Source organism: Enterococcus sp. AZ149 (assembly GCF_051714285.1).
GTDB classification, from domain to species: Bacteria; Bacillota; Bacilli; order Lactobacillales; family Enterococcaceae; genus Enterococcus_D; species Enterococcus_D entomosocium.
The window spans coordinates 2,635,133-2,659,514 of sequence record NZ_JBIORO010000001.1 but is presented as its reverse complement, the minus strand read 5'-3'; the positions used below and the strand labels follow the sequence as shown (position 1 = coordinate 2,659,514).

At 41.9% G+C, this 24,382-nt stretch carries 26 protein-coding genes and 1 tRNA gene; 17 read left to right on the top strand and 10 right to left on the bottom strand.

Going from position 1 to position 24,382, the window contains the following annotated elements; translation table 11 throughout:
* The first annotated feature begins 17 nt into the window (after nucleotides 1–17).
* The 4 genes from IGI94_RS12280 to IGI94_RS12265 all read left to right on the top strand — a co-directional run bounded on the left by IGI94_RS12280 (nucleotide 18) and on the right by IGI94_RS12265 (nucleotide 3,926).
* Nucleotides 18–1,304 carry an ABC transporter substrate-binding protein gene (locus IGI94_RS12280; RefSeq protein WP_233499057.1) on the top strand — a complete coding sequence of 429 codons (1,287 nt, stop codon included), beginning with the start codon at nucleotides 18–20 and terminating at the stop codon, nucleotides 1,302–1,304.
* A gap of 71 nt (nucleotides 1,305–1,375) precedes the next feature.
* Nucleotides 1,376–2,293: a carbohydrate ABC transporter permease gene (locus IGI94_RS12275; RefSeq protein WP_223347117.1), complete on the top strand. Its 918-nt coding sequence runs from the start codon at nucleotides 1,376–1,378 to the stop codon at nucleotides 2,291–2,293.
* Nucleotides 2,294–3,163 (top strand): carbohydrate ABC transporter permease, encoded by an 870-nt coding sequence (locus tag IGI94_RS12270; protein WP_016619769.1) that lies wholly within the window; start codon nucleotides 2,294–2,296, stop codon nucleotides 3,161–3,163.
* A gap of 64 nt (nucleotides 3,164–3,227) precedes the next feature.
* Nucleotides 3,228–3,926, top strand: coding sequence for a DUF624 domain-containing protein (locus IGI94_RS12265; protein WP_016612657.1), 699 nt, complete (start codon nucleotides 3,228–3,230; stop codon nucleotides 3,924–3,926).
* 103 nt (nucleotides 3,927–4,029) lie between these two features.
* Here IGI94_RS12265 and IGI94_RS12260 read toward each other — a convergent pair whose 3' ends face one another.
* From IGI94_RS12260 to IGI94_RS12250, 3 genes are read right to left on the bottom strand one after another with little or no spacing between them, the layout of a single operon-like run.
* The gene (locus IGI94_RS12260) at nucleotides 4,030–4,866 is read right to left on the bottom strand and encodes a histidinol-phosphatase HisJ family protein (protein ID WP_438899827.1); all 837 of its coding nucleotides are present in this window, start codon (nucleotides 4,864–4,866) and stop codon (nucleotides 4,030–4,032) included.
* A 19-nt stretch (nucleotides 4,867–4,885) separates the two neighbouring features.
* Complete coding sequence (locus IGI94_RS12255; RefSeq protein ID WP_438899826.1) at nucleotides 4,886–5,527, bottom strand: sugar O-acetyltransferase; 642 nt, start codon at nucleotides 5,525–5,527, stop codon at nucleotides 4,886–4,888.
* Nucleotides 5,528–5,540: 13 nt separating this feature from the next.
* Nucleotides 5,541–5,933 (bottom strand): VOC family protein, encoded by a 393-nt coding sequence (locus IGI94_RS12250; RefSeq protein WP_438899825.1) that lies wholly within the window; start codon nucleotides 5,931–5,933, stop codon nucleotides 5,541–5,543.
* A gap of 170 nt (nucleotides 5,934–6,103) precedes the next feature.
* Here IGI94_RS12250 and IGI94_RS12245 point away from each other — a divergent pair, with 170 nt between their 5' ends.
* Nucleotides 6,104–7,084, top strand: a complete 981-nt coding sequence (locus IGI94_RS12245; protein WP_086332636.1) for an ROK family protein — start codon at nucleotides 6,104–6,106, stop codon at nucleotides 7,082–7,084.
* An 88-nt stretch (nucleotides 7,085–7,172) separates the two neighbouring features.
* Here the strand turns inward: IGI94_RS12245 and rnhC are convergent, their stop codons facing one another.
* Nucleotides 7,173–8,099 (bottom strand): ribonuclease HIII, encoded by a 927-nt coding sequence (gene rnhC / locus IGI94_RS12240; protein ID WP_086332635.1) that lies wholly within the window; start codon nucleotides 8,097–8,099, stop codon nucleotides 7,173–7,175.
* Nucleotides 8,100–8,315: 216 nt separating this feature from the next.
* Here rnhC and zapA point away from each other — a divergent pair, with 216 nt between their 5' ends.
* The 9 genes from zapA to IGI94_RS12195 all read left to right on the top strand — a co-directional run bounded on the left by zapA (nucleotide 8,316) and on the right by IGI94_RS12195 (nucleotide 17,880).
* Entirely contained in the window at nucleotides 8,316–8,756 is a 441-nt protein-coding gene (gene zapA, locus IGI94_RS12235; RefSeq protein WP_005228634.1) for a cell division protein ZapA, read from the top strand.
* Between the two features lie 23 nt (nucleotides 8,757–8,779).
* On the top strand, nucleotides 8,780–9,334 hold the full coding sequence (locus IGI94_RS12230; RefSeq protein WP_016612652.1) for a CvpA family protein: 555 nt from the start codon (nucleotides 8,780–8,782) through the stop codon (nucleotides 9,332–9,334).
* 78 nt (nucleotides 9,335–9,412) lie between these two features.
* Complete coding sequence (locus IGI94_RS12225; protein ID WP_086332634.1) at nucleotides 9,413–11,776, top strand: endonuclease MutS2; 2,364 nt, start codon at nucleotides 9,413–9,415, stop codon at nucleotides 11,774–11,776.
* A gap of 96 nt (nucleotides 11,777–11,872) precedes the next feature.
* Nucleotides 11,873–12,187 carry a thioredoxin gene (gene trxA / locus IGI94_RS12220; protein ID WP_005228645.1) on the top strand — a complete coding sequence of 105 codons (315 nt, stop codon included), beginning with the start codon at nucleotides 11,873–11,875 and terminating at the stop codon, nucleotides 12,185–12,187.
* Nucleotides 12,188–12,365: 178 nt separating this feature from the next.
* Nucleotides 12,366–14,600, top strand: a complete 2,235-nt coding sequence (locus IGI94_RS12215) for a L,D-transpeptidase family protein (RefSeq protein ID WP_086332633.1) — start codon at nucleotides 12,366–12,368, stop codon at nucleotides 14,598–14,600.
* A 123-nt stretch (nucleotides 14,601–14,723) separates the two neighbouring features.
* Nucleotides 14,724–15,050 (top strand): PadR family transcriptional regulator, encoded by a 327-nt coding sequence (locus IGI94_RS12210; protein ID WP_005234324.1) that lies wholly within the window; start codon nucleotides 14,724–14,726, stop codon nucleotides 15,048–15,050.
* Nucleotides 15,037–15,717: a DUF2812 domain-containing protein gene (locus IGI94_RS12205; RefSeq protein ID WP_005234326.1), complete on the top strand. Its 681-nt coding sequence runs from the start codon at nucleotides 15,037–15,039 to the stop codon at nucleotides 15,715–15,717. The genes IGI94_RS12210 and IGI94_RS12205 overlap by 14 nt, the downstream gene beginning before the upstream one ends.
* A 17-nt stretch (nucleotides 15,718–15,734) precedes the next feature.
* Complete coding sequence (locus IGI94_RS12200; RefSeq protein ID WP_005234329.1) at nucleotides 15,735–16,634, top strand: ABC transporter ATP-binding protein; 900 nt, start codon at nucleotides 15,735–15,737, stop codon at nucleotides 16,632–16,634.
* The gene (locus IGI94_RS12195) at nucleotides 16,627–17,880 is read left to right on the top strand and encodes an ABC transporter permease (RefSeq protein ID WP_008380850.1); all 1,254 of its coding nucleotides are present in this window, start codon (nucleotides 16,627–16,629) and stop codon (nucleotides 17,878–17,880) included. Before IGI94_RS12200 ends, IGI94_RS12195 begins: the two co-directional genes overlap by 8 nt.
* Before the next feature lie 72 nt (nucleotides 17,881–17,952).
* Here the strand turns inward: IGI94_RS12195 and IGI94_RS12190 are convergent, their stop codons facing one another.
* Together IGI94_RS12190 and gloA are read right to left on the bottom strand one after the other, a co-directional pair.
* Entirely contained in the window at nucleotides 17,953–18,666 is a 714-nt protein-coding gene (locus IGI94_RS12190; RefSeq protein ID WP_008380852.1) for a gamma-glutamyl-gamma-aminobutyrate hydrolase family protein, read from the bottom strand.
* Between the two features lie 76 nt (nucleotides 18,667–18,742).
* Nucleotides 18,743–19,117: a lactoylglutathione lyase gene (gloA, locus tag IGI94_RS12185; RefSeq protein WP_005234340.1), complete on the bottom strand. Its 375-nt coding sequence runs from the start codon at nucleotides 19,115–19,117 to the stop codon at nucleotides 18,743–18,745.
* A gap of 147 nt (nucleotides 19,118–19,264) precedes the next feature.
* Here gloA and IGI94_RS12180 point away from each other — a divergent pair, with 147 nt between their 5' ends.
* Nucleotides 19,265–19,708, top strand: coding sequence for an NUDIX hydrolase (locus IGI94_RS12180; protein ID WP_008380853.1), 444 nt, complete (start codon nucleotides 19,265–19,267; stop codon nucleotides 19,706–19,708).
* Nucleotides 19,709–19,750: 42 nt separating this feature from the next.
* Here IGI94_RS12180 and yidA read toward each other — a convergent pair whose 3' ends face one another.
* The 3 genes from yidA to IGI94_RS12165 are packed head-to-tail and all read right to left on the bottom strand — an operon-like array spanning nucleotide 19,751 to nucleotide 22,754.
* Entirely contained in the window at nucleotides 19,751–20,569 is an 819-nt protein-coding gene (gene yidA / locus IGI94_RS12175; RefSeq protein ID WP_086332631.1) for a sugar-phosphatase, read from the bottom strand.
* Between the two features lie 9 nt (nucleotides 20,570–20,578).
* Nucleotides 20,579–21,949 carry an HD domain-containing protein gene (locus IGI94_RS12170; RefSeq protein WP_061053146.1) on the bottom strand — a complete coding sequence of 457 codons (1,371 nt, stop codon included), beginning with the start codon at nucleotides 21,947–21,949 and terminating at the stop codon, nucleotides 20,579–20,581.
* On the bottom strand, nucleotides 21,933–22,754 hold the full coding sequence (locus IGI94_RS12165; protein WP_016619756.1) for a lipoate--protein ligase family protein: 822 nt from the start codon (nucleotides 22,752–22,754) through the stop codon (nucleotides 21,933–21,935). The genes IGI94_RS12170 and IGI94_RS12165 overlap by 17 nt, the downstream gene beginning before the upstream one ends.
* Nucleotides 22,755–22,975: 221 nt before the next feature.
* Here IGI94_RS12165 and IGI94_RS12160 point away from each other — a divergent pair, with 221 nt between their 5' ends.
* Both IGI94_RS12160 and rpoE read left to right on the top strand, forming a co-directional pair.
* Nucleotides 22,976–23,413, top strand: coding sequence for a DUF1934 domain-containing protein (locus IGI94_RS12160; protein ID WP_438899824.1), 438 nt, complete (start codon nucleotides 22,976–22,978; stop codon nucleotides 23,411–23,413).
* A gap of 84 nt (nucleotides 23,414–23,497) precedes the next feature.
* A complete protein-coding gene (gene rpoE, locus IGI94_RS12155; protein WP_005234347.1) occupies nucleotides 23,498–24,106 on the top strand; it encodes a DNA-directed RNA polymerase subunit delta in 609 nt (202 codons plus the stop codon).
* Between the two features lie 164 nt (nucleotides 24,107–24,270).
* Here the strand turns inward: rpoE and IGI94_RS12150 are convergent.
* Nucleotides 24,271–24,342 (bottom strand) — tRNA-Arg (locus tag IGI94_RS12150).
* Nucleotides 24,343–24,382: the final 40 nt, after the last annotated feature.

Sequence of the window (24,382 nt, the reverse complement as noted above, 5' to 3'; positions counted from 1 at the left end):
GAAAAGGGGAAATGGCTATGAACTTTGGGAAAATTGCTAAAACATCTTTATTGGCGTCTTCAGTAGTCTTATTTGTTGCTTGTGGGCAAGAAAACAACAATAATGATTCGGATGGAGAAATCACAACGATCCAGTTTTATACGTGGGGAGGTGAAGGTGACCTTCCCATCTATGAGCCACGCATCAAAGCCTTTGAGGAAGCGAATCCTGACATAAAAGTAGACTTCGTTCAAGTGCCAAGTGATTATGACACCAAACTGCAAACAATGTATGCCGGAAATGAAGCACCTGACGTTGTCCAAGTGGCAGAAAATGGGCAAAACTTTGCTTCTAAGGGATTGTTTATTGATCTTTCAGAATATATTGAGGAATCATCGATTGACGTAGAAAGCAATTGGGGGGAGGCAATAACCCAATATACCTATGATGGCCAACCATTTGGTTTGCCGGATAGAGGGGGCCCGGAAATTCTTTACTACAATAAAGACTTATTTGATGAAGCAGGGATCGAATACCCGACAAATGATTGGACGATTGAAGAATACACAGCTGCTGCCGAAAAATTAACAAAAATAGAAAACGGCGAAACGGTTCAGTATGGTGCTAGTGGAATGGATTGGGTGCCAAACTGGGGAGTATTTATCAAGTCCAATGGTGGTTCCCTTGTGGAAAATAATGAGGTTGTGATCAATTCTCCCGAAAACTTAGAAGTTCTTACTTGGTTTAATAATCTATACCAAGACGGTTATGTTGGCACATATGAATTTTATGAATCTGTTGCGCAGTCTGGTGCGGATTCAATGTTCTCACAAGGTAGAATTGGTATGTTGACGACAGGATTTTGGAATATTGGCAACTTCACACAACTGGATGATTTAAATTTTGATATTGCACCGATGCCTTTCTTCAATGAAAAAGTTACATGGCCTTTCGGAAGTGCCTTAGCGATTTCTAAGCAATCGACCAAACAAGATGCCGCCTTTCGATTCATTGAATATATGACGAGCGAAGAAGCACAAAAAATTCTTGGTGAAAGTTTAGTGGATTCTCCTGCCAATATCAAAGTATTGAACTCTGAAGAATTTACCAATAGACAAGTAAATGGGAAAGATCTTCGCTTGGACGTCGTAGGAATCTCGACAGAACGTGTTGTGATCGATGGTATTTTCGAAGGTCCTTACTACGGAGAACTGACCGGTGAGTTCAGTAATCAAGTAAAAGAAATGCTCCTTGGCCGTTTAACACCAGAAGAAGCGCTTGAGAAAATGCAAGAATCTGGCGAAAAAATCATGGAACAATATTAATTCAGAGAAAGGATAGCTTAGGGAAGAAAAAATTTTCTTCCTTAAGCACCTTAGTTAAGGAGGGTTTCCTATTGGACATTTCAGCGACACAACTTCAACTAAATCAAAAAAAGCGTAAGCGGACTCAGTCCCGCTGGTTTTTTGCCTTTGTTTCACCTTGGATCATTGGGTTTGTTTGTTTTACCATCGGACCAATGATTTTTTCGATCATCATGAGTTTTACTGATTGGGATATGTTTTCGGAATTTAATTTTATCGGATTTGATAACTATCTGCGTCTTTTTAAGGATGATATTTTTTTAAAAGCTTTAGCAAATACTTTTCAATATACCTTGATCAGTGTTCCAATCAATTTGTTACTTTCATTAGGTATGGCTTATTTATTGAGCTTTCATTTGAAAGGGATGCGTGTTTTTCGTACCATCTATTACTTACCCTCCATTGTACCAATCGTTGCGAGCACGATGCTGTTTACCCGTTTGCTTTCTTCCAAAGGACTAGTCAACCAGGCACTAGCCTTATTTGGTATCGACGGACCAGTTTGGCTGTTGAGTAAGGACCATGTGCTTTGGAGCTTCGTATTCCTTTCTCTATGGGGTGTCGGTGGAACAATGATTTTGATGTTGTCTGCTATCAATAGTGTGGGGGAAGAAATGTATGAATCGGCACTTCTTGATGGTGCATCCAGATTCAGGATGTTTATTAGTATAACCATTCCCCAAATTTCGCCGATTTTATTTTTCAACCTGATTACCGGAGTCATTGGCTCCCTTCAAACCTTTACTCAAGTATATATGATGACCGGTGGTGGGCCTGATTATGCCAGCGAAATGATTGTTCCGTACCTTTATCGAAATGCCTTTTCATTTTATCGGATGGGCTATGCTTCGGCAATGGCTTGGGTGTTGTTTATGATCGTGATGGTCTTATCCTTGATCGTGCTTAAGAGCTCAAGCTTATGGGTATTTTATGAAGAGGAGGTGAAGTAAGTGTTAGATAAAAATCTATCCAAAGTATCTAAATTATTGATCTATCTGACCTTGATTTTGTTTGCGGGAATTTTGATCATTCCATTCGTTTATATGATTTCGATTGCACTAGCTTCGCCGGAGTCAAATATCAAAGAACAGTTCACTTTACTGCCGATGGAATTCTATTTGTCCAATTTCACCAATTTGTTTAGAGATTCCTTTTCAGGAGAGCGACCAATCTTGTTGTGGTTTTTCAACACGATGCTGATTGTCGTTCTTAGCATTGTTGGACAAATTATTTCTTCGACACTGGTTGCTTTTGGCTTTGCCCGAATGAAGTATAAACATAAAAATAAATTGTTTCTATTGGTATTAGGAACAATGATGTTACCAGGTCAAATCACCTTGATTCCTGTGTTTTTGATTTTTAGAAACTTAGGTCTTTATAACACTCTTTGGCCACTGATCATCCCGCAATTCTTTGGCTCTGCCTATAATATCTTTTTTACTCGCCAATTTATTACGGCGATTCCGGGAAACTTATTTGAAGCGGCAGAAATGGATGGTTTAGGACCATTTAGATCCTTTACCAAAATAGTCTTACCTTTGATCAAACCAGCGATGGCTGCCATTGCTATTTTTACCTTTAACTTTGCTTGGAGCGACATCATGGGTCCTTTGATCTATGTATCAGATACGAGCAAAATGACCTTAGCTTTAGGCGCACAATCTATGTCCGCCACCTCCAATCCAGCGGGTACCGTCAATATGTCGATGTTAATGGTAATGTCATTGCTGCTGACACTTCCACAGATCGTTATCTATTTCTTAGGACAAAAATATTTGTTCCAAATCAATTTGGGGATTGGCAATAGCGGGACAAAATAAGTTGAAGAGCTTATGAAAAAACTGACGATCGCATATAGAAAAATAGAGTTACAAGGAGCGACAGATGGAAAAAAATATTCGACAACCGGAGATCAATCAAAAAGATAGCTACAAACTGTTTCATCATCTATCTTATTTAAATTATATTATCTATACTTTTCTAGGGACGCTGCTGTTTTGGTTGTTCAATTTACCCCTTCTTTTTTTATTGCTAACAATGGAAATCAAACTTAGCACCTTACCATTGTTTCTCCTGTCCTTCTTGCCAGTAGCCCCAGCTTTTACAGCGTTACTCATCTATTTGAAAGAAGCAAAGGAGAAAGATGGTACCCCAAAAGTATTTTTATTGGCCTATCGCAGGAAATTTAAGCATAGTCTTCTAGGGTGGCTTCCTGTTTTAGTCGTTATTGGGTTATGTAGTGCAAATTTATTGTTACTGAGGGTCACGATCCAAATCACTGAATTGAAATGGCTAAATCTGTTTCTGCTGATCGTCGCCTTGACGTTTGCGATCAACTATTTTTTAGTGGTCGCAACGGCACCGTCTCTTTCAATCAAGGAAGCTCTTTTGCTTAATCTCCAATTATTTATTTTGAAATCCAGCCGATATATGTTAAGTTTTATGATCATCATTAGTAGTTGGCTGCTGTTAGCCTTGGTTCCAATTTATCTGGCATTATTTGGCGTAGGGCTGATTGCCATCTTATTATTACTGAACTTTGCGCCAGTCATGGAGTTTGCGCGAAAGCATTCGGTTCGTTGAGCAACAAAAAATCACCTGATCATGGAGCAACCTCGAACAGTTAGACCAAAACTCTAACGAGTCGAGGTAGCTTCAGTATGCGTTTTATCAGGTGATTTTTAGGTTAAGCAAAACGATGAAAAATCGGCTGCATCTGTTCAAACGTACAGAGTTCAGTAAATCCTAATGATCGTAAAAGATCTTGTCCCTCTTTGATTTGAAACCCGAGCTGCTCTGGTTTATGACTGTCGCTGCCGATGGTTAGCACGCTTCCCCCCAAGTCACGATAAAGCTTGAGGATCTCGATCGATGGCGTATACCCATTGATTCCGTAACGGTGGGAAGAGGTATTCAGTTCAATGCCTTTGCCATCTTTGATCACGACTTTCAAGATCTCTGCGATTTGTTCTTTCGTTTGTTTAAAAGCGTCCTTCTCTTTATCTAAATAACGACGAATCAAATCCATATGAGCTAAGACGGAATACTCTTTATATGTCGTGACCAGCTGATACATTTCATCATAATAGCGCTCGTAGCATTCCTGTTGGCTGCGTCCTTTTTGAAATTCTCCGGTCCAAAATTCTTGATCGTCTACCTGATGAACGGAAAGTAAAATGAAGTCAAAGGGATGCGAATGATAAAGACGGGTAAATTGTGGGATCGTGTGCATTTGCATCCCAAATTCCAGCCCAGTTTTTAGCTTGATTTGGTCACTGTATGTTTCCTTTAAGCGTGCCAGTTCGGTAAAATACAAGTCGTAGTAGACATTTTTTACGACTTTATTGGCTCCGACGAGGTACGCATCCGTCGCTTGCCAGTCTTCTTTGACCCCATAATCCACATGATCGGTAAAGCAGATTTCTGCTAAGCCTAGGTTAATGGCGTCTTTGACTACATCTTCCATCAAATACCAAGAATCATCGCTGTAATCACTATGAACGTGATAGTCTGTAAAAATCATGGCGTCTCCTTTTGTTTCGTTATTTTTGCTGCTTCTGCCAGTCTGCTCGTTTTTGATAATAAAGCTGGGCGGCCGTTTCCCAATGCTCTTTGTCAGTCGGCTGAATCTCACGGATCAGACGGGCTGGATTGCCGCCGACGATCGTATTCGGCGGCACATCTTTTGTGACGACGGAACCAGCAGCGACGATGGCATGTTTGCCGATCGTGACACCTGGTAAAATCGTACTATTGCCCCCAATCCAAACGTAATCTTCGACGGTGATCGGTAGACCAAATTCCAAATCTTGACTGCGGATCACAGAATCGATCGGATGGCCGGCTGTATAGAAGCTGACCCGTGGTCCCACCATCACATGATCGCCAATCAAAATCTTATTGACATCTAAAAAAATGCAATCCATATTGGCATAAAAGTGATCACCAATCTCAACATGGCGACCATAGTCGACAAAAAGGGGTGGTTGGACAAAGCAATGCTGCCCAAATTTGCCAAAGAGTGCTTTTTCTTTGGCGATGATTCCTTCTCGGTCATCGACTGGTAAAAGGTTGATTTCCTGGGCACGTTTTTTCCCCTCCGCTGAGCCATTCTCAGGGAGAATACCGGTAGCTTGATACAGTTGACCAGCCAACATCGCTTGATAATCAAAATCTTCTTTCATTGCAAAATCCTTTCTAAGACGTTAAATCGTCGGTGGTTAATTCAATCAAATTGCCTTCGGGGTCTTGGACAACTGCTTCATAATAGCCATCGCCTGTCGTACGAGGACCATTTAAAAGAGGGTAGCCATCTTCAACAAACCGTTGAGCGTATCGATCAACGTCAGCTTGATCACCTACTGCAATCGCAAGGTGAGTGTAGCCTAAGCTCTCACTGACACGAGGGCTTAAAAATTTCTTGGTCGTTAATTCTAACCGACTTCCAGAATCAAAGGTCAAAAAATAGGACTGAAAGCCTGTTTTCGGATTATGATATTTTTGGTTGCTGACCGCCTGAAAGTAGGTTTCATAAAATGTTCTCATTTTTTCTAAATCATTGACATATAGTGCGATGTGTTCAATTTTCATTATTGACAACTCCTTTAATACGCAACATGCGTCGTTCTTTCTTCGTTCCTTTTTGAACTTAGTAAACTTTGTTTAATAAGTTGCTTCTATTATACCTTTGTTAACAAAATTAATAAAGGTATATTCCCAGCTTTTTATCTGTTAAAATAGGAGCGTTGAGGGGGAGAAAAATGAAAGCTTATCAGCCAACGACCATTAAATTACATAATCAGGCAGTATTGCTGGATTTGCTAAAACAGCAGCAAGCGCCTATGACCAAGCGCCAATTGGCAGATGCCTCTCAATTAAGCGTGGTAACAATCAACAAGTTGCTTCCTGAATTGATTGAAAAGCAGCTACTTTTGACGACGGATCAACCGCAACGAACGGGGGGACGTCAAGCTGCGGCTTACCAGTACAATGCGCAACGGACACTGCTGTTGATCATTCAGTTTATCGAAGAAGACCAGCAGATCGTGATTCGTTTTTCAGTTGTTGATCTCGTGGGGAACATTTTGCATCATGAGCAGTCAGCAGAGGGCCGATTGCCGCAGTTCTTGCAAGTGATTCGTCAGATAAAACAGGAATACCCGAAAATCAGCTTGGCAGTCGTGGGGATTCCGGGTGTGGAAATTGCTGGAAGACTGAAGATCATGGATGCTCCAGCATTTAAGGACATGGCGCTAGGGGAATTGATTGAAAAGGAGATCGCTGTAAAAGCGCTTATTGAGAATGACGTGAATGCTGCGGTATTTCATTTTAAAGAAGAGAAAAAAATCGTGGCTGGCATTTATTTTCCAAAAAATTATCCACCAGGTGCGGGACTGGTCATCGACCAACAGCTCTTTAAAGGAGCCAACCATTTAAGTGGCGAAATCAAGCATTTGCCGCATCTTTACAAAGTTTCTTACCCTTTGGCAACAGAGGCGATCCAAGAGCAAGTGACTGCCACTCTTCAAGCGATCGTGGCAGTCACGGACCCGCATCAAGTCATTTTGTTTTTGCCCTCTGAGTGGCAGGCGCTTGTGCCGCGCTCTTTTTTGGAAAAGCAGCTGGCAGCAGTGTTTCATTATGGCGTCTTACCAAAGTTACACTTTTCAGATCGGTTTTCAGAAAACTATTTGGCTGGGTTGATCACGATGGGAATCGAAGCAGCGGGCTTAGGGCTTTGATTCGCAGCATTTAACTGGTACTGAGGACAAAAACTGCCGCTGCTTCCTTTATCAGAAGCAGTGGCAGTTTTTTTGAAAATACGAGAACTCACAGTTTAGCGAGTTTCTGTGCTTTTTCGGTATTCGCAAAATGCAGTTTGGCATATTTGCCCAATAGTGCTATGCCACCTTGCTGCAGTAATTTTGCGGCAACTTGGTCAGCAGCTGCGTGGGCGCCAGAAGGCAAGCGCATACCGACTTCTTTGGAGGCTGCCTCTAATTCATCCAAAAAGACTGTACGACATAAAATAGAGGCTGCCGCTACTGCTAGATGATATTGTTCACCTTTCGTCGCAAAATAGAGCTTTTCGGTAACCGCTGCTTGTTCCGATTTTAAATAAGTGCGATAATTTTTTTCGCTTGTGAACTGATCGATCAAAATGGCATCTGGTGTCTCAGGAGCAATCTTTTGCAAAAGCAAACGAATGGCTTGATTATGCAAAGCAACTTTCATTCGGACCGTGTTGTATTTTGGTTGGATCTCGTTGTATTTGCTGGGTGTAACAGTGAGCAATTGGTAAGGAACCAATTCTTTGATTTTCGGCGCCATCTTACGGATCTCTGGATCTGTCAGCATTTTTGAGTCCTTGACACCTAAGGCTTTCAGCTGTGGCAATTGCTCTTTTTTGGCATAGACGGCACAGACCACCAAAGGACCGAAATAACTGCCGTTGCCGACCTCGTCACTGCCGACGACGCTTTTTTCGCTAAATCCTGCTGGCAACGCAGTGGTTGAAACAGTCGCTTTTTTCTTATCCGGTACAGCACTTGCCGTATCGCCCCATAAGGAAGCTTCTTTTTCAGCAGTCGCTCCTTGAAACATGACTTTTCCAGACGTATAAGCAGTGATCGTCGTTGGCCCTTTTTTGGCGACAAACACTGTATAAGGAACTTTCTTAGCCAGCAGTTCTCGTTGGTAAAATTGCTGCATCTTTTGGATAGTTGAAGTTGGTACTTTGATAACGATCGTACTCATTTGATTCCTCCTGTTTTTTTGTCTTTTCTTAGGTAGACAAAAGGATACTTTAAGATTTTACCATACTTCTTATTCTTTTTTACTAAGACGATCAGCAAACAAACGATTGGCATGGAAATTCATAAGAAAATCACGTATAATAGTTAAGAGTTTGCGACACATGTTCAATAAGTGATAGAATAGAGCAGAATGTAAGCAATGGGAGGAAATATTCCTATGACGGAGCAAAAGAAACGCTATAAAGCAGTTATCGCGAATCAAAGTTACACGATTATTGGACGCGAAAGCAAAGAACACATGGATATGGTGACAAGATTGGTCAATGACCAACTGCTTGAGATCATGCAATTATCGCCACAAACCGATCAAGAACAAGCGTCGATCTTATTAGCGATCAACGCTGTTTCCGACCAGCTGAAAAAACAAGAACAGCTTTTGGTTCTACAAAAAAAAGTGGACGAGTTGCGGGGACAAGCCATTAAAGCAACGGAGCTTGAGAATCGCATCAAGCGGATCGAAGCAATCGAATCCGAAGCACGGAAAGTTCTCGATGAGACAGGTCGCAGTGATGTGGAGATCCATAATCATGTGGAAGCACAACAGATCTTAAATGAACAAAGGAAACGAAAAATTCAAGAAAAGACAGCCCATGGGTAGTGCGGCGTAGAAAGGATTCCTAAATGATTGGATTATTTGTCTTGGTTTTGTTGTTGGCAGCCTTTTACGGCGGCGCGCGGCGCGGAACCAGTTTACAATTGGTCTCAGTTTTGGGCTATTTGCTCTCTTTTTTCTTTGCAGTTGCGAATTACCAAGAAATTGCGAAAAAAATTGAGCTCTATGTTCCTTATATGTCAGTAACGGCGGATTCAAAGTTAAAATACTACGATATGGAACTGGCTTTAGATTTAGACAAAGCCTATTATGCGGCCATCGCTTTTGTGATGGTACTCTTTGCTGGTTGGCTGATCACCAAACTATTAGTGATTTTTGCAGACAGTTTGCGTTACAAACGCCTACGTTTTTTAGGCGGCTATGACTGGGCAGTTGCGGGTGTTTTGAATGTCATCTTGATGTATATCAATTTGTATATGTTTTTCATGATTCTCTCAATGATCCCGTTTGCCACGATTCAAAATCTGTTTGAAACGAGCGGAACTGCGAATTTCATCGTTGATCGGTCACCGATTCTCTCAGATTACTTCTATCGATTGTGGATCACAGATGTGATTGGGTAAAAAGCAGGCAGATGGTTGCAGAGCCATTCTGCCTTTTTCTTAGGAACAAAAAGTTAAAACAAAGCAGGTGAGAAAAGAATGAATACTAAGATCCTTGATGTTTTAGGATTTGAACAAGTAAAGAGTCAAATCGGTCAGTATATCGTAACAGCCCAAGGAAAAGAAGCCTTAGCAAAGCTTGTGCCATCAAGTGATGCGCAAGTCATTTCCTCTTGGCTAGCAGAAACAGAAGACGCGATCAAGATCCAGCGTTTAAGAGGCGGAATCCCTGTACCAAAAATTGAGAATATTCGTCCCCAAATGAAACGGATCGAAATCGGCGCAGATTTAAACGGCGTTGAATTGGCACAAGTTGCCCGCGTCTTATCAACTACGCAGGAATTGAAACGCTTTTTTGCTGATTTGTCTGAAAGTGAGATTGAATTTTCCCGCTTGTATCACTGGGAAGAACAGTTGGTTTCTTTACCAACCTTGAATCGTCGCTTGAAAGAAGCTATCGATGAGGATGGCCGAGTCACAGACGATGCCTCTCCAGCACTTCGGGGAATTCGTCAATCGATCCGACGAGCAGAACGGACGATCCGTGAGACATTGGATGGCATCGTCCGAGGTGGCAATGCAAAGTATCTAAGTGATACGATCGTAACCATGCGAAATGAGCGTTATGTGATTCCAGTCAAACAAGAATACCGAGGTGTTTTCGGCGGCGTGGTTCACGACCAAAGTTCATCTGGTCAAACCTTGTTTATCGAACCGAAACAAGTAGTGGAACAAAATAACCGCTTGCGTCAGCATCAAATTGCGGAACGGGACGAAATCACTCGTATTTTGGCGGAATTATCAGCAGAGTTAGCTCCGTACCAAAGAGAGATCCTCCATAATGCATATGTGATCGGAATCATGGATTTCATGAATGCCAAGGCTCGTTTTGGGAAAGAGATGAAGGCAATCGTACCAGCGATCAATCAAGATAACCATGTCTTTTTTAAAAAAGCACGTCATCCATTGATCGATCAAGAAAAAGTCGTTCCTAACGATATTACGATTGGAAAAGACTATCAAGCTGTTGTCATTACTGGGCCGAATACCGGCGGAAAAACCATCACCTTAAAAACATTAGGGCTATTGCAGATCATGGGCCAAGCCGGCTTACCAATCTTGGCAGAAGAAGAAAGCCAAATGGGGATCTTCAATGAGATTTTTGCGGACATTGGTGATGAACAATCCATTGAGCAAAGTCTATCGACCTTTTCTTCACATATGACAACGATCGTTGATGTGTTGAAAAAAGTCGACGAAACAAGTCTGGTGCTTTTTGATGAACTAGGTGCTGGGACCGATCCCCAAGAAGGGGCAGCACTAGCAATTGCGATTCTGGACGAACTTGGGGCTAAGTCGGCTTATGTCATGGCGACGACCCATTATCCAGAATTGAAAGTTTATGGCTATAACCGATCCAATACGATCAACGCCTCTATGGAGTTTGATGTCGATACCTTAAGTCCGACCTATCGCTTGTTGATCGGGGTTCCGGGACGAAGCAATGCGTTTGAGATTTCGAAAAGACTTGGCTTGCCAGAGACGATCATTGATCAAGCCAAAGAGATCATGGACGGAGAAAGCCAAGACCTGAATGAAATGATCGCTGATTTAGAAAATCGAAGAAAAATGACGGAAACCGAGTATCTGGAAGTTCGTCATCATGTAAAAGAAGCAGCCCGCTTGCACCAAGAATTAGAAGCAGCTTACAGTTATTTCTTTGAAGAACGCGAAAAAGAATTGGCAAAAGCCCGTCAAAAAGCCAATCAAATCGTAGAAGAGGCTAAAGAGGAATCTGAAAAAATCATTGCCGATATTCGTAAAATGCAGTTAGCCGGCGGTCAAACGAAGGTCAAAGAACACGAACTGATCGACGCGCGCACCAAGCTATCAGGACTGCAGCAAGAAGAACATCTGCAAAAAAACAAGGTTCTGCAAAAAGCCAAAGCAGCCAAGACGCTGAAAGAAGGAGACGAGGTACTCGTAACTTCTTATGGGCAGCGTGGGGTACTGTTGAAAAAAGCCGGTAAAAATCAGTGGCAAGTCCAAATCGGCATTCTGAAAATGAATTTGCCAGAAACAGATCTCCAACCAGCAGCGCCAGTGAAGGAGCCTACACAGCGTATCGTTAATACGATTCGTTCTGCTGACAGCAGTCCAGTGGTCAATCAGTTGGATTTACGCGGCAAGCGGTACGAAGAAGCCCTCAATGAAGTGGATCAGTATTTGGATGCAGCAATTTTGGCAGGCTATCCGCAGGTGACGATCGTTCACGGTAAAGGAACTGGCGCATTGCGTCAAGGGATCACTGACTACCTAAAAAATCATCGCTCGGTGAAAAGTTTTGAATTTGCGCCAGCAAACCAAGGGGGCAATGGAGCGACCATTGTGAAGTTTAACTAAACGTTAAGAACCCTTACCTTTTGTAAGCAGACGATTTTAAAAAACTTACGATACGTGGTATACTTTTTTTAGTTTTAAAAATGGAGGGGAAGTACGATGGCAAAAGAAATAACCGATAAAACTTTTTCAGAAGAAACCGATAAAGGCTTAGTCCTTATTGATTTTTGGGCAACTTGGTGTGGCCCTTGTCGTATGCAAGCACCGATCTTGGAACAATTAGCGAATGAATATGAGGAAGACGAATTGAAGATCGTGAAAATGGATGTGGATGAAAATCCTGAAACACCTGCTTCATTCGGGATCATGTCTATTCCTACTTTGTTGTTGAAAAAAGACGGTCAAGTCGTTGATAAAGCAATTGGGGTGCATACAAAAGATCAATTGAAAGCTTTAGTTGCGGAACATATGTAATAGAATAAGTGTTTTTGAAGCAATAGCCGAAAGAGGCTATTGCTTTTTTGTTTTTGGGAGGTTTTTTTTAGATATTTCTTTCGGCAGTGGTATACTTAAAGTGGGGAGTGGCACTAAAAAATATCTCGTTTATATAGTAAGAAAGTGATACCAAAATAGGATTAAAGGGGGAATAAAAATGAAAAAGTTGAAACGCGGGTTATTTCAAGGCGTTGCGATTGTTGGGGTACTGGTCGCACCCTTCGTAGGAACGATCACACAAGTCTATGCAGCAAATGAAGGAGATTCGACAACAGCTTCTTTCGCTGCGCAAGAGACGACGTCAGAAAGTTTCTCAGAAGAAAGCGCAGCATCATCTCAAGAGGCCAGCACTGAAAGTATAGAGTCAAGTTCGACAACAGAGTCCTCATCAACGTCTACCTCTTCATCAGAAACAACGTCAAGTACTGGCACGGCTACGACTGAGACCAGTCAGACCGAGGCCACCCAAGACTCATCTACTCAATCGACGGAAGAAACTTCGGAAGAACCAGAACTTGGGAACATTGATGTTGAACCAGTTGCAGATAAAAACCAATATGTAAAAATCAAGCCGGTCGTAGCAACGGATCCAGAAACACACAAAATCCTTTACCGTTTTGAGAAGGATCAATTGATCGAACAAGGAACGATCGATGAATTAGCTGGCAAGGTATACCGTAGTGTCAAACGGTATCAAGATACCGATAAGCAGACCTATCTTGAAATTCGCGACGATCGAAAGGTTATCGGTGTCGTAGCAGAAGCAGCAGTGAAAGTTGCCGGCGGAACCTTCAAAACCGAGAAGAAATATGCAACCATCACAAGTGCGAAAGAACCGATTTGGCAAGATGTGTTTTTAGATAAAAAAACGAGCACCTCTTCAAGCATTAATGGTCAAACCTTTGAAATCAAAGAAATATTCACGACGAATAATAACGTAGCCTATTACGCATTGTATTCAAATAAAAATGTTCTCATCGGTTGGATAAAAGCCGCCGGTGTTAAGTTAGCGACAACTCCTGGTGGTGCATGGCAGTCTGAATCAAAATATGCCACGATCATCAGCGGGAATTATACGCTATGGCAAAATTTTAATTGGACAGCGAAGAAAGGAACGACAGCCGCTTTAAATGGCAAAACAGTCAAAGTTACTGGGAAATATCGTCACTTGAATGGGTCGACGTACTATTCCCTTTATACAAATAACAATAAATGGCTAGGCTATATCAATGCCTCGGGTGTTAAGTTAACGACGGATGCACAAGGTGCCTATCAATCCTACGGAAAATATGTGACATTGACCAAGAAAAATTACACGATTTGGGGGGATTTCCGTTGGTCGAGTAAGAAAAATACTACAACGAAATTAGCGGGAAAAACCTATCTTGCAAAAGGAAGATATAACCATGTCAATGGCGGTGTCTACTTGTCCCTTTATGATGCTAACGGAAAATGGATCGGCTACTTAAATGCCGATGCAGCAACGGTTGCCAACAATCAAGGCGGTACTTGGCAAAGTGAAAAACGCACAGTCCGCCTAAAAAGTAAGAATTATACCTTATGGCAAGATTTAGCTTTTGCGAAGAAAAAAGGCAGCAGCGCTGATTATATGAACAAGAATATTCAAGTTACTGGGAAATATCAACATTTCAACGGCTCCACCTACTATTCACTTTATCTCAATAACAAGTGGCTGGGTTACATCAATGCAAGTGGGGTGACTAATGCCCATACGATCACCTCTCAAAGCAACATTAGCCGCTACGTGGTCGTCAAGAATGGGGATGGCAATTTCTTTGAAAAAGCTGATCCAAATAGTACGAAACTTGGGAAAAAGAGTGCCTACAAAGGGTATATGGCACAAGCGACCAAACTAGCAAAAACGAGTGATGGCAACTACCTGTATCTCGTTTCGCCAGCCGGTCGAATCGGTTGGGTCAAGGAAAATCAAACCACAAATGTAAATAGTAACTTTTGGATGTATACTACTGGAGGAAAATATCCTTCATTAAACGTTCAAAACTTAAATATTGAAGTATCCATCAGCAAACAGCGGGTTTATATCAAATCAGGGAATAAAGTGATTTATACGATGCTTTGCTCGACCGGTGCCTTCAATACACCAACACCTTTAGGGAATTTTCGCATCCAAGCAGAAAAAGGCTTAGCTTTTTCAGGAGCCGCCTACTACCGTTCCTTTAAAGACCATGGGGTCTATTTATTCCATACGATCCCAACGAGTATCGCTTGGTCCACCAATGCTTTTAGTTCCGTTGAAGGACGAAAATTAGGCACTCGGGCTTCTCATGGCTGTATTCGATTAGCAGTGCCGGATGCCAAATGGTTTTACTATAACATGCCTTATAATACGCCCGTCAAAATTGCTAATTAATGATCAAAAGTCGTTTCCGTCAACGGAGACGGCTTTTATTTTCCAAAAAAAAAAGATTGACGCTGGCTATATCATTCGATAATATATCATTAAGTGATATAGTTAGTGGGATGGAGGAATCAAATGGATGAGGCATTGACAGATTCAACCTATTTGATTTTATTAGCGCTTTTAAAGCCAAAACATGGGTATGTCATTATGAAACAAATCCATGAGCTAAGCCAAGGAACATTTGAGATTGGCCCCGCGACGATGTATACGATTTTGAAAAAGCTGACGAAAAAGGGGTGGATCGATTTAGAAGAAAGCGTCGATCGAAAAAAAATCTATCAGATCACACCAGAAGGAAGACAGGTTCTGGAGAAAGATATTCAGCGACGCAAACTATTTTATCAAATCGGAGAACAGGTCTTCGAAGCGTTAGGAGGGGAACAAGATGGGCATCAATAAGAAATATCTTCTTTCTCTTGGAGTCGCCTATTATCCGGAAAAGGAAATGGTTCGTTTACAAAAACAAGCGTCAATGGGCTGGCATTTTGTGAAGATGAATCGGTTAGGGTTTTTGAAGTTTATCAAAGGAAAATCGGAAACGACCAAATATGCAGTGGACTTTTTCGAAGGAGATCCTTCTGAGATCGTTGATTACCTAGCGATGTATCAAGCTGGGGGCTGGACCTATATCAGCAATTATAAAGATCGGTATTTTTATTTTAAAGCATCTCCGGATACACCAGCGATTTTCAGCGATCAAGAAAGCTATCAAGAACGAATCGATAATGAGACGCGCTATTTGATGAAAAAATCGATTCTATTTTCAGTGGTCAGTTTAGCAATTTTAGCAGTGATTTATTTTTCCATTCGTTATTTCAATATTCGTACAAATCCCTTTTGGTCCTTTGGGCTAGGATTGATTACTGGGCTAGTATTTATTCCGATAGGGGTAGGATTGACCACGATTTTGATGAAATTTTTATACAAAAATCGAGCAAGTTATTACAATGAACCAGAGAAACTGGCGAAACGCCAACGGGTGATCCGCGACTCTATCATCTTGATGGTTGCAGGAGCAATCGTTGGTGCCATTATCGGTTTTTTCTTTAGTGACATATTTTATTAGACAGGGAAGGTGAGCATGTGTTAGAAGCAAAACAGCTAGTAAAAACATTTGGGGATTATACAGCAGTCGATCAATTGTCCTTTACCATCAATGATGGTCAGATTATGGGATTAATTGGTCAAAACGGAGCAGGAAAAACGACGACATTCCGATTGATCTTGGATTTTTTGAAAGCCGATCAAGGAGAAGTATTATGGGATGGTCACAAAATTAGTGAAAAAGAATACAATCTTATTGGCTATCTGCCAGAAGAACGCGGCTTGTATCCAAAAGTCACGATTGAAGATCAATTAATCTACTTCGCGCGTTTACGTGGCAAAAAGAAAGAAGACATCGTACCCAAAATCGACTATTGGATGGACAAGTTTAAAGTCAAAGGCAAGAAAACTGATAAAGTCAAATCTTTATCAAAAGGAAATCAGCAAAAAGTTCAGCTAATTTCAACGTTGATCCATGAACCAAAATTAGTGATTCTAGATGAACCGTTTAGTGGCTTAGACCCAGTCAACGCGGAACTGTTGAAAAACGGGATCATTGAACTGAAAAAAAATGGCTCTTGTGTCATCTTCTCCAGTCATAATATGGATAACGTAGAAAAAATCTGTGACCACTTGATTATGCTAAGGGATGGTCAAACTGTCTTAAACGGAAAGGTCCATGAAATTCGTGAATCCTTTGGACGGACGAAAGTTTATTTGGAGTCTAATTTGACGAAAGAACAGCTTTTGGCAGTGGCAGGTGTTGAGGAAGTCATTGCCAGAGAAGACGGCAGCTATGATATTACGATCGCTGATCCTGCAGTAGGAAAAACCTTATTTGATTTAGCGACGGCGGATGGTTATATCCCTATGTTCAATCAACAACCGCCAACGTTAGAAGAAATCTTTAAGCGGAAGGCAGGAAAAACAAATGAATAAGTTTTGGGTAATCGCATTAGATGTTTATAAGAAAAATATCAAATCAATTTCGTTTTTGATTATGATATTGGTTCCATTCATTGCAATGGGCGGATTTTATCTGATTAGTTACTTTGCCGATGGTATGAGCAGTGTGGATAAAATTGTCGTTTATGCGAATGAACCAGCCATTGCGCAGACCTTTGTGGAGCAAAGTAGCGATGATTATGAATTTGAAGTTGTGGAAAGCGAAGAACAAGGACAACAACAGTTGGCTGACAAAGATGCTGATGCCTTGTTAGTTATTACTGCTTCAGGGGATACGCTGCAAGGGGAATTATTAAGCGAGTCCTCGATGGGGCAAGCTTTAGAGCTGACGATCCAACAATTATTGACGGGCTTGCAGTCATCCTTTCGAGCTAGCGAGCTTGGTTTGACTGCTGAGCAAGTGGCAGTTCTTAGTGAAGTTGCACCACTTGACCGGCAAAAAGTTTCCTTCAGTGAAGGTGGCGAAATGACCTATGGAGAAGATAATACCGCGATGCAAGCAGCAGTTAGTACCATCGCAACAATCGTTCTCTTTTTCTTTATCATCACTTACGCACAAATCATTGCGCAAGAAATTGCTTCTGAAAAAGGAACGCGCATTATGGAAGTCATTTTGTCTAGTACGCGAGCACAAACCCATTACTACGCCAAATTAACTGGGGTGATCATGGTTGCAGCGACCCAGCTAGTTGCGTATGTTGCGATTTTTGGCGGGAGTTATTTCTGGATCAAGGACAACTCCATGGTAAAAGACTTATTGGCAAGTTTTTCATCAGATGGCATTTTTGGTCCTTTCCTCGTGTTTGCGATCGTTTTCGTCTTCTTAGGAATCTTGATCTATTCTGTCTTGTCAGCCCTTTGCGGGTCGTTAGTGAACAAAGCAGAAGATACGGCGAAAGCCATTATTCCAGTGACGTATCTTTCGTTGGGCGGGTATATGCTAGGAATCGTACTAGGCGGTATGGATCCGCATAACGTTGTTTTACGAGTAACTTCTTATATCCCATTCTTGTCCTCGTATATTATGCCAGTACGGCTTGCTAATGATACAGTGGGGATTGGCGGAGCGTTGATTTCAGTAGGGATCCTTGCTGTTACCACGATCGTCCTGATGCTGGTTTCTGCAAAAATGTACAAATCAAATGTCTTGATCTATAACGACAATGGCATCTTGGCAACGTTGAAACAATCACTGGTGTTAATGAAAAATGAGAAATAAACAAAACGCCCGATCCTTTTTGTGATCGGGCGTTTTTTATTGGCTAGCATCTAGAAAACAAGGTGCAGGCCTTTAGAATTCCTGCACAAAAAAGTCGAAGATCGATTGCTCAGAAGGCAGCTTGTGAGCGGCTAGCTCAGGATGCCATTGAATGCCTAAGATCGGTGCGCCATAGGCGGTGGATTCAATGGCTTCAACAACACCATCAGGAGCGGTGGCGGTCACATTGAAATCATCTGCAACTGTTTTGACTGCTTGGTGATGAAAAGAATTGACTTGATAGGTTGTGCCTAAAAGAGCAGCCAAACGACTGTCTGCCTTGATTTCCACCCGATGTGTAGGGAATTGAAAGAACGTTGGTAATTGCACGTGTTTGATCGTTGGGTGATCGATCAAAGAGAGATCTTGGTACAAACTCCCACCAAATGCGACATTTAGTAACTGCATGCCGCGGCAGATTCCAAAGATGGGTTTGTTTTGAGCCACTGCTTCTTTGATCAATGCCAATTCAAAGACATCACGATCAGGATGAATGCCTTGAATCAAAGGATGAGGATCTTCGCCATAATGATCAGGGGAGACATCATGACCACCGGCTAACAAGAGTTTATCGATTTTGCTGATGTAAGTCGCAGCATCTTCCACGACACCCATTGGTAATATTAGGGGAATGCCTTGGGCTTGTTGGATATGGGTGACAAAATTTTTGGGTGTATAGGACAACCAATGTTCTGCTTCTTCAATCATTGGCCGTTCATTAGCAGCGATGCCGATAATGGGTTTCATTTGATCAAACCTTTCTATAAGTAAATGGAACGAAAAGAAAAAAGGACACGAGGTCCTTTTTTCGAGCATCTTCGCTTTATTTTTCGCGAATAACTTCGATTTTATAACCATCAGGATCTTTCACAAAATAGTAAGATGGAGAAGTCCCTGGTAGTCCTTTCAAGTCAGTGACGTCAAATCCGGCAGCTTGGTGCTTCTCATGAAGCGCTTCTAGATCATCGGTACTGATGGCGATGTGGCCATAGCCGTCGCCTAACTCATAGCCAGGATGGTCATAGTTATATGTCAACTCTAGCTCGTAGTCATCTCCAGGCAATGTTAAGTAAACCAAAGTAAATTGATGTTCAGGAAAATCACGACGGCGAGATTCTTCAAAACCAAAGGCAGTTTGATAAAAATCTAGAGAAGCCGTTAAGTCTTTGACGCGGACACAAGTGTGAGCCATTTTCATGGGTAAATCATCCTTTCGATCTTGATAGTTGTATGATAACATATTTTCTCATTTTATAACGAATAAAAGACAACAGAGCGTTATTTCCAGCTTGTCCAGACTATTGGCATAGGGTAAAATGGAAAGAAAGTGTTGGTGGAGGGAATCATGCCAGAAAAGGAAATTGTGTTCGGGGAAAAAGAAGCGGGGAAACCATACAAATCAAGATATGGCGCGTATGTCGTTCTTCCAAATGAAAAAAATGAAGTGATCTTGGTACAAGCACCCAATGGCGCCTATTTTTTACCAGGCGGTGAAATTGAACCAAATGAGACCAAAGAAGAAGCGATCCAGCGAGAATTAATAGAAGAACTTGGATTTGAAGGGGAGATCGCTGCCTATTTAGGGGAGGCAGTTGAATACTTCTATTCACGCCATCGCGATACATTTTACCATCATCCCGGCTATTTCTATTTAATGACCAAATGGAAAAAAGTCTGTGAACCGACAGAAGAAAACAATCAGTTGTCATGGCATACGCCAGAAGAAGCGATTCAGCGATTGAAACGCGGCAGCCATAAATGGGCAGTTGAACAATGGTTGGCAAAATAAAAAAGGCAGGCTTCCGATAAAAAGGAAACCTGCCTTTTACACTTAGTTATTTGCTAAAACATACTTGTTGATTACTTCTGCCACACCATCTTCTTCGTTTGATGCAGTTAGGACATCTGCGGCATTTTTCACGTTTTCAGTGGCATTGGCCATCGCCACACCGATACCAGCGTATTCCACCATGGTTAAATCATTTTCGTTATCGCCGATCGCCATGACTTCTTCTTGTTTGATGCCTAAGTGCTCCGCCAATTTTTTGACAGCAGCCCCTTTATGGGCTTGTTTATTTAGAACTTCCAAGAAGTAAGGAGCACTTTTGACCACATTGTAATTGTGCGTCAAACTGCTCGGCAATTGTGGGATGATCTGATTAAGTATTTCGGGATCATCGATCATCATCATTTTGATGATATTCAAGTCAGCAGTCATTTCTTCTGGTGTCCGATATTTCAATGGCATGTTGACTAAGAAGGCTTCATAAATCGTATAAGGACTGATATCGCGGTTAGCGGTATACATGGTATCTTCGGTTTCTACATGAAGATGAACCCCTAATTTTCTCGCAGTCATCTCAACAAAGAGATAGTCATCTTGGGACAAGCCGAATTCAGAGATGATCTCTTGGTTTTTGGTTTTTTGAACCAAAGAGCCATTATAAGTAATAACGAAATCATTGTCCGTAAATAAGTCTAGTTCCTTTAATAAATCTTGGACACCAGTTAAAGGGCGTCCCGTACACAAAACGATGCGTACACCTTGCTTTTCAGCGTCTTTCAATGCCTTGTAAACGGCTGGGGTGATCTTGCGGTCGTTGTTCAACAGGGTACCATCGATATCGATGGCGATCAATTTGATACTCATAAGTTCCTCCTAGTGGCTTGGTTTGATCAAAGCACCATTGCGAATGTGCTTGGCAAACTCTTGATACGTCTCTCCAAATAAATCATAGTGATTTTGGATGTTGGGGTCAATCATTTCTTTTGGAAAATAAAAGCGTTGGTCACCTTGGGTTTGTCCCGCTAAAGCTGCAACTAGCTGACTGGCTTGGGATAATTCCACAAGGGAACCATCTTTTTCCTGTAATTCGATTTGTGTCCGATGTTTGCCTGAAGTCGGCCGATAAAAATCATAAGGCAGATCGAAGCTTGAATTGATGGCAGTATAATAGCGGGGATTGAAGCCGACTTTTTCCACCAGTCCCTGCATTTCTTCAATCATCGGCAACTGCATCTCATCGTCAAAGCGGGCGGATTTCAACGGTTTACGATTTAAGAACCGCTTGGCCAAATCGCTGAGGATCGGATCATTTTCTTCCGTCCATTGGGTAAAGTAGGTATTCAGAACGCCATCGTCGAGTTTCAAGTATTCATCTAAGGTGAATTCTTGTTTTAAAAATGGGAGAAGCAGCTGCGAATGGCCTTGAAACAATTCTGAATCCACTTGATACAGTTCTGCAGCTCGATCCAGCAAATGGGCTAAGATCACTTCCATCCCTCGAGAACTCGCATGGAAATAAACTTGCACATACATCTGGTAACGACTGACGATGTAGTCCTCCACAGCGTGCATGCCATTCATAGAAAAAGCAATACCGCCTTCGTACGGACGAATCACTCGTAAAATTCGGGTCAGATCAAACGTGCCGTATTCAGTGCCGGTAAAATAAGCATCGCGCAGCAAGTAGTCCATCCGATCAGCATCGATTTGACTAGAAATCATTTGAACGACTTGAGGATTTGGATAAGTTTTAGTGATAACACTTGCGACTTTCTCAGGAAATCCAGCTTCCACTCGGTTCAATATCTGATGAACTTCCGTTTCAGGAGAAGTAATGATCGCCACTGTGATGGCTTCATGGTCTGTATGGAAAATGTGCTCAAAGGTGTGGGAGTATGGTCCGTGGCCCACATCATGAAGCAATGCTGCACACAAGGTCACTAAACGCTCTTTATCATCCCAGCCGTTTGGTCCGACTTTTTCAAGGGAATAATTGCGTTGGAAAATATCGCAAATGCGACGGCTGATTTCATAAACGCCCAAGGAGTGAGAAAAGCGGCTATGTTCTGCTCCGTGAAAGGTAAAGGAAGCAGTTCCCAGCTGTTTGATGCGCCGCAAACGCTGCACTTCTTTGGAATTGATCAAATCTAAAATCACTTGGTGCTGTACATGGACATAGTTATGAACAGGATCACGAAATACTTTTTCTATCGCTAAGGTTTGATATTTATATGGTAGGCTCATCGCTAAACTCCTTTATTGGTTGGTTTCGCTTTTCCATGCCAGCTAAGCGTTGCTGCATTTGTTCGCTAAGGTTATTTTCTGTCAGCCATTGATCCAGTGATTCAAGCGGATATAGGGATTGGTCTGTGATCAAGGAAAGCAGGGCTTTTTGCAAGCGGTCAGTCACCTCGTGTGTGGTAAACTTACGGCCGAGGGCCGCTTCTAAAGTGGTCATGCTCGCAGGATTGACGGCTGGATAGCCATCTGTACCAAAGCGCTCTTTCAAACCTGCTTGGTAAAAACGACGAACGAGAGAGCCGCGGGCTGGTTGGTCGCCGTTGACACTCAGATACATCATGACAGCCACGCCGTCTTTGATTCGTCGTTGTGCTGTACCAGCAATTTTTTTCCCATCAATACTCAGGTCATAGGTGCCTGGGCAATACGAGTCAGCAATTTCATAAGCCAAAATTGTCCGCTCAGGAAAGGCGGTTTGCAGCAATGTCGCCATCATTTCATAGGCTGCATCTGTGGTGGCAGCCAAATGTTTAGGGAAGATGAGGGAGACATTCAAAATACCGGCATCATTAATTACGCCAAGCCCCCCTGAGTTGCGGATGATCGAGGCATAGCCAGCTTCTTTCAAAACCTGCAGACCATCTGTCAAAAAAGGCAGCCGGGTATCTTTCATGCCTAAAATCATCGTATCGGACAACTGCCAAAAATGACAATAAACTTGTTCCTGTTTGCCAGCAACTTCGGTGGCAACATCGGTGAAGGCAAACGGCTCATAAGGATTGTGGATACGTGGTAAGGTTTGATCCATTACATAGATAGTCAAATCGGTTAAACTCCTTTAAAATACCTGTTATCCTTATTATATACGATTCTTGGAAAATTACTTGGAGAAAAGAATGAAAACTTGCTATTGTTTTCGTTTTTTATTTTCAATGAAGAAATAGACTAAGGAGAATCAACTGAAATGATTGACAAACGAATGAAAAAAAGCAAGAATGAAACTGAAATCTTCAAAGGAGGCACACGTACATGCAAGAATTATCAAAAGGAATCCCAATCTCGATTCATTTAACAACCAATGTACGTCAAGCAGGGGGAACAGAGAACTTTCTGTTTGATCTGCAAGGACAAGCGGTCAAGATCGGTGATACCTTATATCTCCGTTACAAAGAGATCCAGCCAGACGGCACCGACATTCCCGTTACGATGAAAATTATGCCAGACGGATTGATTCAATTGATTCGCTCAGGGGAAATGCGCATGCGCTTGAAATTTTCTTATAAGGAACGTTTAGAGACGAGTTATCAAACCCCGTATGGCTTGATGATGTTCCACACCTTCACCAATCACTTGCACGTTAGCTTGAAAGACCGTCCATACTCGGGAAAGATCGATATCGATTATGACTTGTTCATGGCTGCTGACAAAGTCGGCGAATACAAACTGTCTTTAGAATTTACCGCTTAATCAAAGGGAAATTGAAAGAAAAAATTGCAATTTGAGACGTAATTTTGTATGATTAGGAGTAGACTGTGAAAGGACGTGTCCCGTTTGGAAATTAATGTATTTGAAGGTGTAAATAAAAACGAATTGTCGATGATTGAAGTTGCCCATGCGATTTTAGAGCAGCGCGGTGACGTGATGGATTTTTCTGATTTGGTCAACCAAATTCAAAACTATCTTGAAACTTCAGACAGCGAGATTCGTGATTCATTGGCGCAGTTTTATACAGACTTGAATATCGACGGTAGTTTTATTTCTTTAGGCGACAATCGTTGGGGCTTACGTTCATGGTACGCCATTGATTCGATCGATGAAGAAGTCAACCATGGCATCGAAGACGAGGATGAAGATACACCACGTCGTCGCAAACGTAAAAAAGTCAATGCCTTTATCAACGATGATGAAGATGCAATCGATTATAACGATGATGATCCTGAGGATACTGATTTGTCAGATGACGAAGAAGATGATCTCTTTGATGATGATGATGACGAGGATGAAGAAATCTCGGCATACAATTCAGACTTGCAAGAAATCGGCGCCGACAATAGCACCGATGATGAAGAAGAATTACCTGACAGCATTGAGGAAGATCTCACCATTATCGATGACGATGATGAAGATGATTTTGCGGATGAAGAGGAAGAAGAGGAGTAATCCTCTTCTTTTTTTCGCCTTATGGCTGCAAGCAGCTTTTAATCGTTGAAGGACGAGTTCGCCTTCTTACATAGATACAAATAAAAAAGGAACCGCATCAGCGGTCCCTAAGTGCTTTTGAATTATTGATTTGAATCGAGTATACTTGTAACGAAAAGAAAAAACGCGCCTTGAGGGAATCGAACCCCCGTCTCAAGAACCGGAATCTTACGTGATATCCACTACACTAAAGGCGCGAAGCACAAATATTAGTTTAACCAATTTCAGTGAAAAAAA

What these genes read in the sequence shown, in the direction of transcription:
- IGI94_RS12280 (WP_233499057.1), top strand. Translation starts at nt 18, where the DNA reads ATGAACTTTGGGAAAATTGCTAAAACATCTTTATTGGCGTCTTCAGTA.
- IGI94_RS12265 (WP_016612657.1), top strand. Translation starts at nt 3,228, where the DNA reads ATGGAAAAAAATATTCGACAACCGGAGATCAATCAAAAAGATAGCTAC.
- IGI94_RS12260 (WP_438899827.1), bottom strand. Translation starts at nt 4,866, where the DNA reads ATGATTTTTACAGACTATCACGTTCATAGTGATTACAGCGATGATTCT.
- IGI94_RS12255 (WP_438899826.1), bottom strand. Translation starts at nt 5,527, where the DNA reads ATGAAAGAAGATTTTGATTATCAAGCGATGTTGGCTGGTCAACTGTAT.
- IGI94_RS12250 (WP_438899825.1), bottom strand. Translation starts at nt 5,933, where the DNA reads ATGAAAATTGAACACATCGCACTATATGTCAATGATTTAGAAAAAATG.
- IGI94_RS12245 (WP_086332636.1), top strand. Translation starts at nt 6,104, where the DNA reads ATGAAAGCTTATCAGCCAACGACCATTAAATTACATAATCAGGCAGTA.
- rnhC (WP_086332635.1), bottom strand. Translation starts at nt 8,099, where the DNA reads ATGAGTACGATCGTTATCAAAGTACCAACTTCAACTATCCAAAAGATG.
- zapA (WP_005228634.1), top strand. Translation starts at nt 8,316, where the DNA reads ATGACGGAGCAAAAGAAACGCTATAAAGCAGTTATCGCGAATCAAAGT.
- IGI94_RS12230 (WP_016612652.1), top strand. Translation starts at nt 8,780, where the DNA reads ATGATTGGATTATTTGTCTTGGTTTTGTTGTTGGCAGCCTTTTACGGC.
- IGI94_RS12225 (WP_086332634.1), top strand. Translation starts at nt 9,413, where the DNA reads ATGAATACTAAGATCCTTGATGTTTTAGGATTTGAACAAGTAAAGAGT.
- trxA (WP_005228645.1), top strand. Translation starts at nt 11,873, where the DNA reads ATGGCAAAAGAAATAACCGATAAAACTTTTTCAGAAGAAACCGATAAA.
- IGI94_RS12215 (WP_086332633.1), top strand. Translation starts at nt 12,366, where the DNA reads ATGAAAAAGTTGAAACGCGGGTTATTTCAAGGCGTTGCGATTGTTGGG.
- IGI94_RS12210 (WP_005234324.1), top strand. Translation starts at nt 14,724, where the DNA reads ATGGATGAGGCATTGACAGATTCAACCTATTTGATTTTATTAGCGCTT.
- IGI94_RS12205 (WP_005234326.1), top strand. Translation starts at nt 15,037, where the DNA reads ATGGGCATCAATAAGAAATATCTTCTTTCTCTTGGAGTCGCCTATTAT.
- IGI94_RS12195 (WP_008380850.1), top strand. Translation starts at nt 16,627, where the DNA reads ATGAATAAGTTTTGGGTAATCGCATTAGATGTTTATAAGAAAAATATC.
- IGI94_RS12190 (WP_008380852.1), bottom strand. Translation starts at nt 18,666, where the DNA reads ATGAAACCCATTATCGGCATCGCTGCTAATGAACGGCCAATGATTGAA.
- gloA (WP_005234340.1), bottom strand. Translation starts at nt 19,117, where the DNA reads ATGAAAATGGCTCACACTTGTGTCCGCGTCAAAGACTTAACGGCTTCT.
- IGI94_RS12180 (WP_008380853.1), top strand. Translation starts at nt 19,265, where the DNA reads ATGCCAGAAAAGGAAATTGTGTTCGGGGAAAAAGAAGCGGGGAAACCA.
- yidA (WP_086332631.1), bottom strand. Translation starts at nt 20,569, where the DNA reads ATGAGTATCAAATTGATCGCCATCGATATCGATGGTACCCTGTTGAAC.
- IGI94_RS12170 (WP_061053146.1), bottom strand. Translation starts at nt 21,949, where the DNA reads ATGAGCCTACCATATAAATATCAAACCTTAGCGATAGAAAAAGTATTT.
- IGI94_RS12165 (WP_016619756.1), bottom strand. Translation starts at nt 22,754, where the DNA reads ATGGATCAAACCTTACCACGTATCCACAATCCTTATGAGCCGTTTGCC.
- IGI94_RS12160 (WP_438899824.1), top strand. Translation starts at nt 22,976, where the DNA reads ATGCAAGAATTATCAAAAGGAATCCCAATCTCGATTCATTTAACAACC.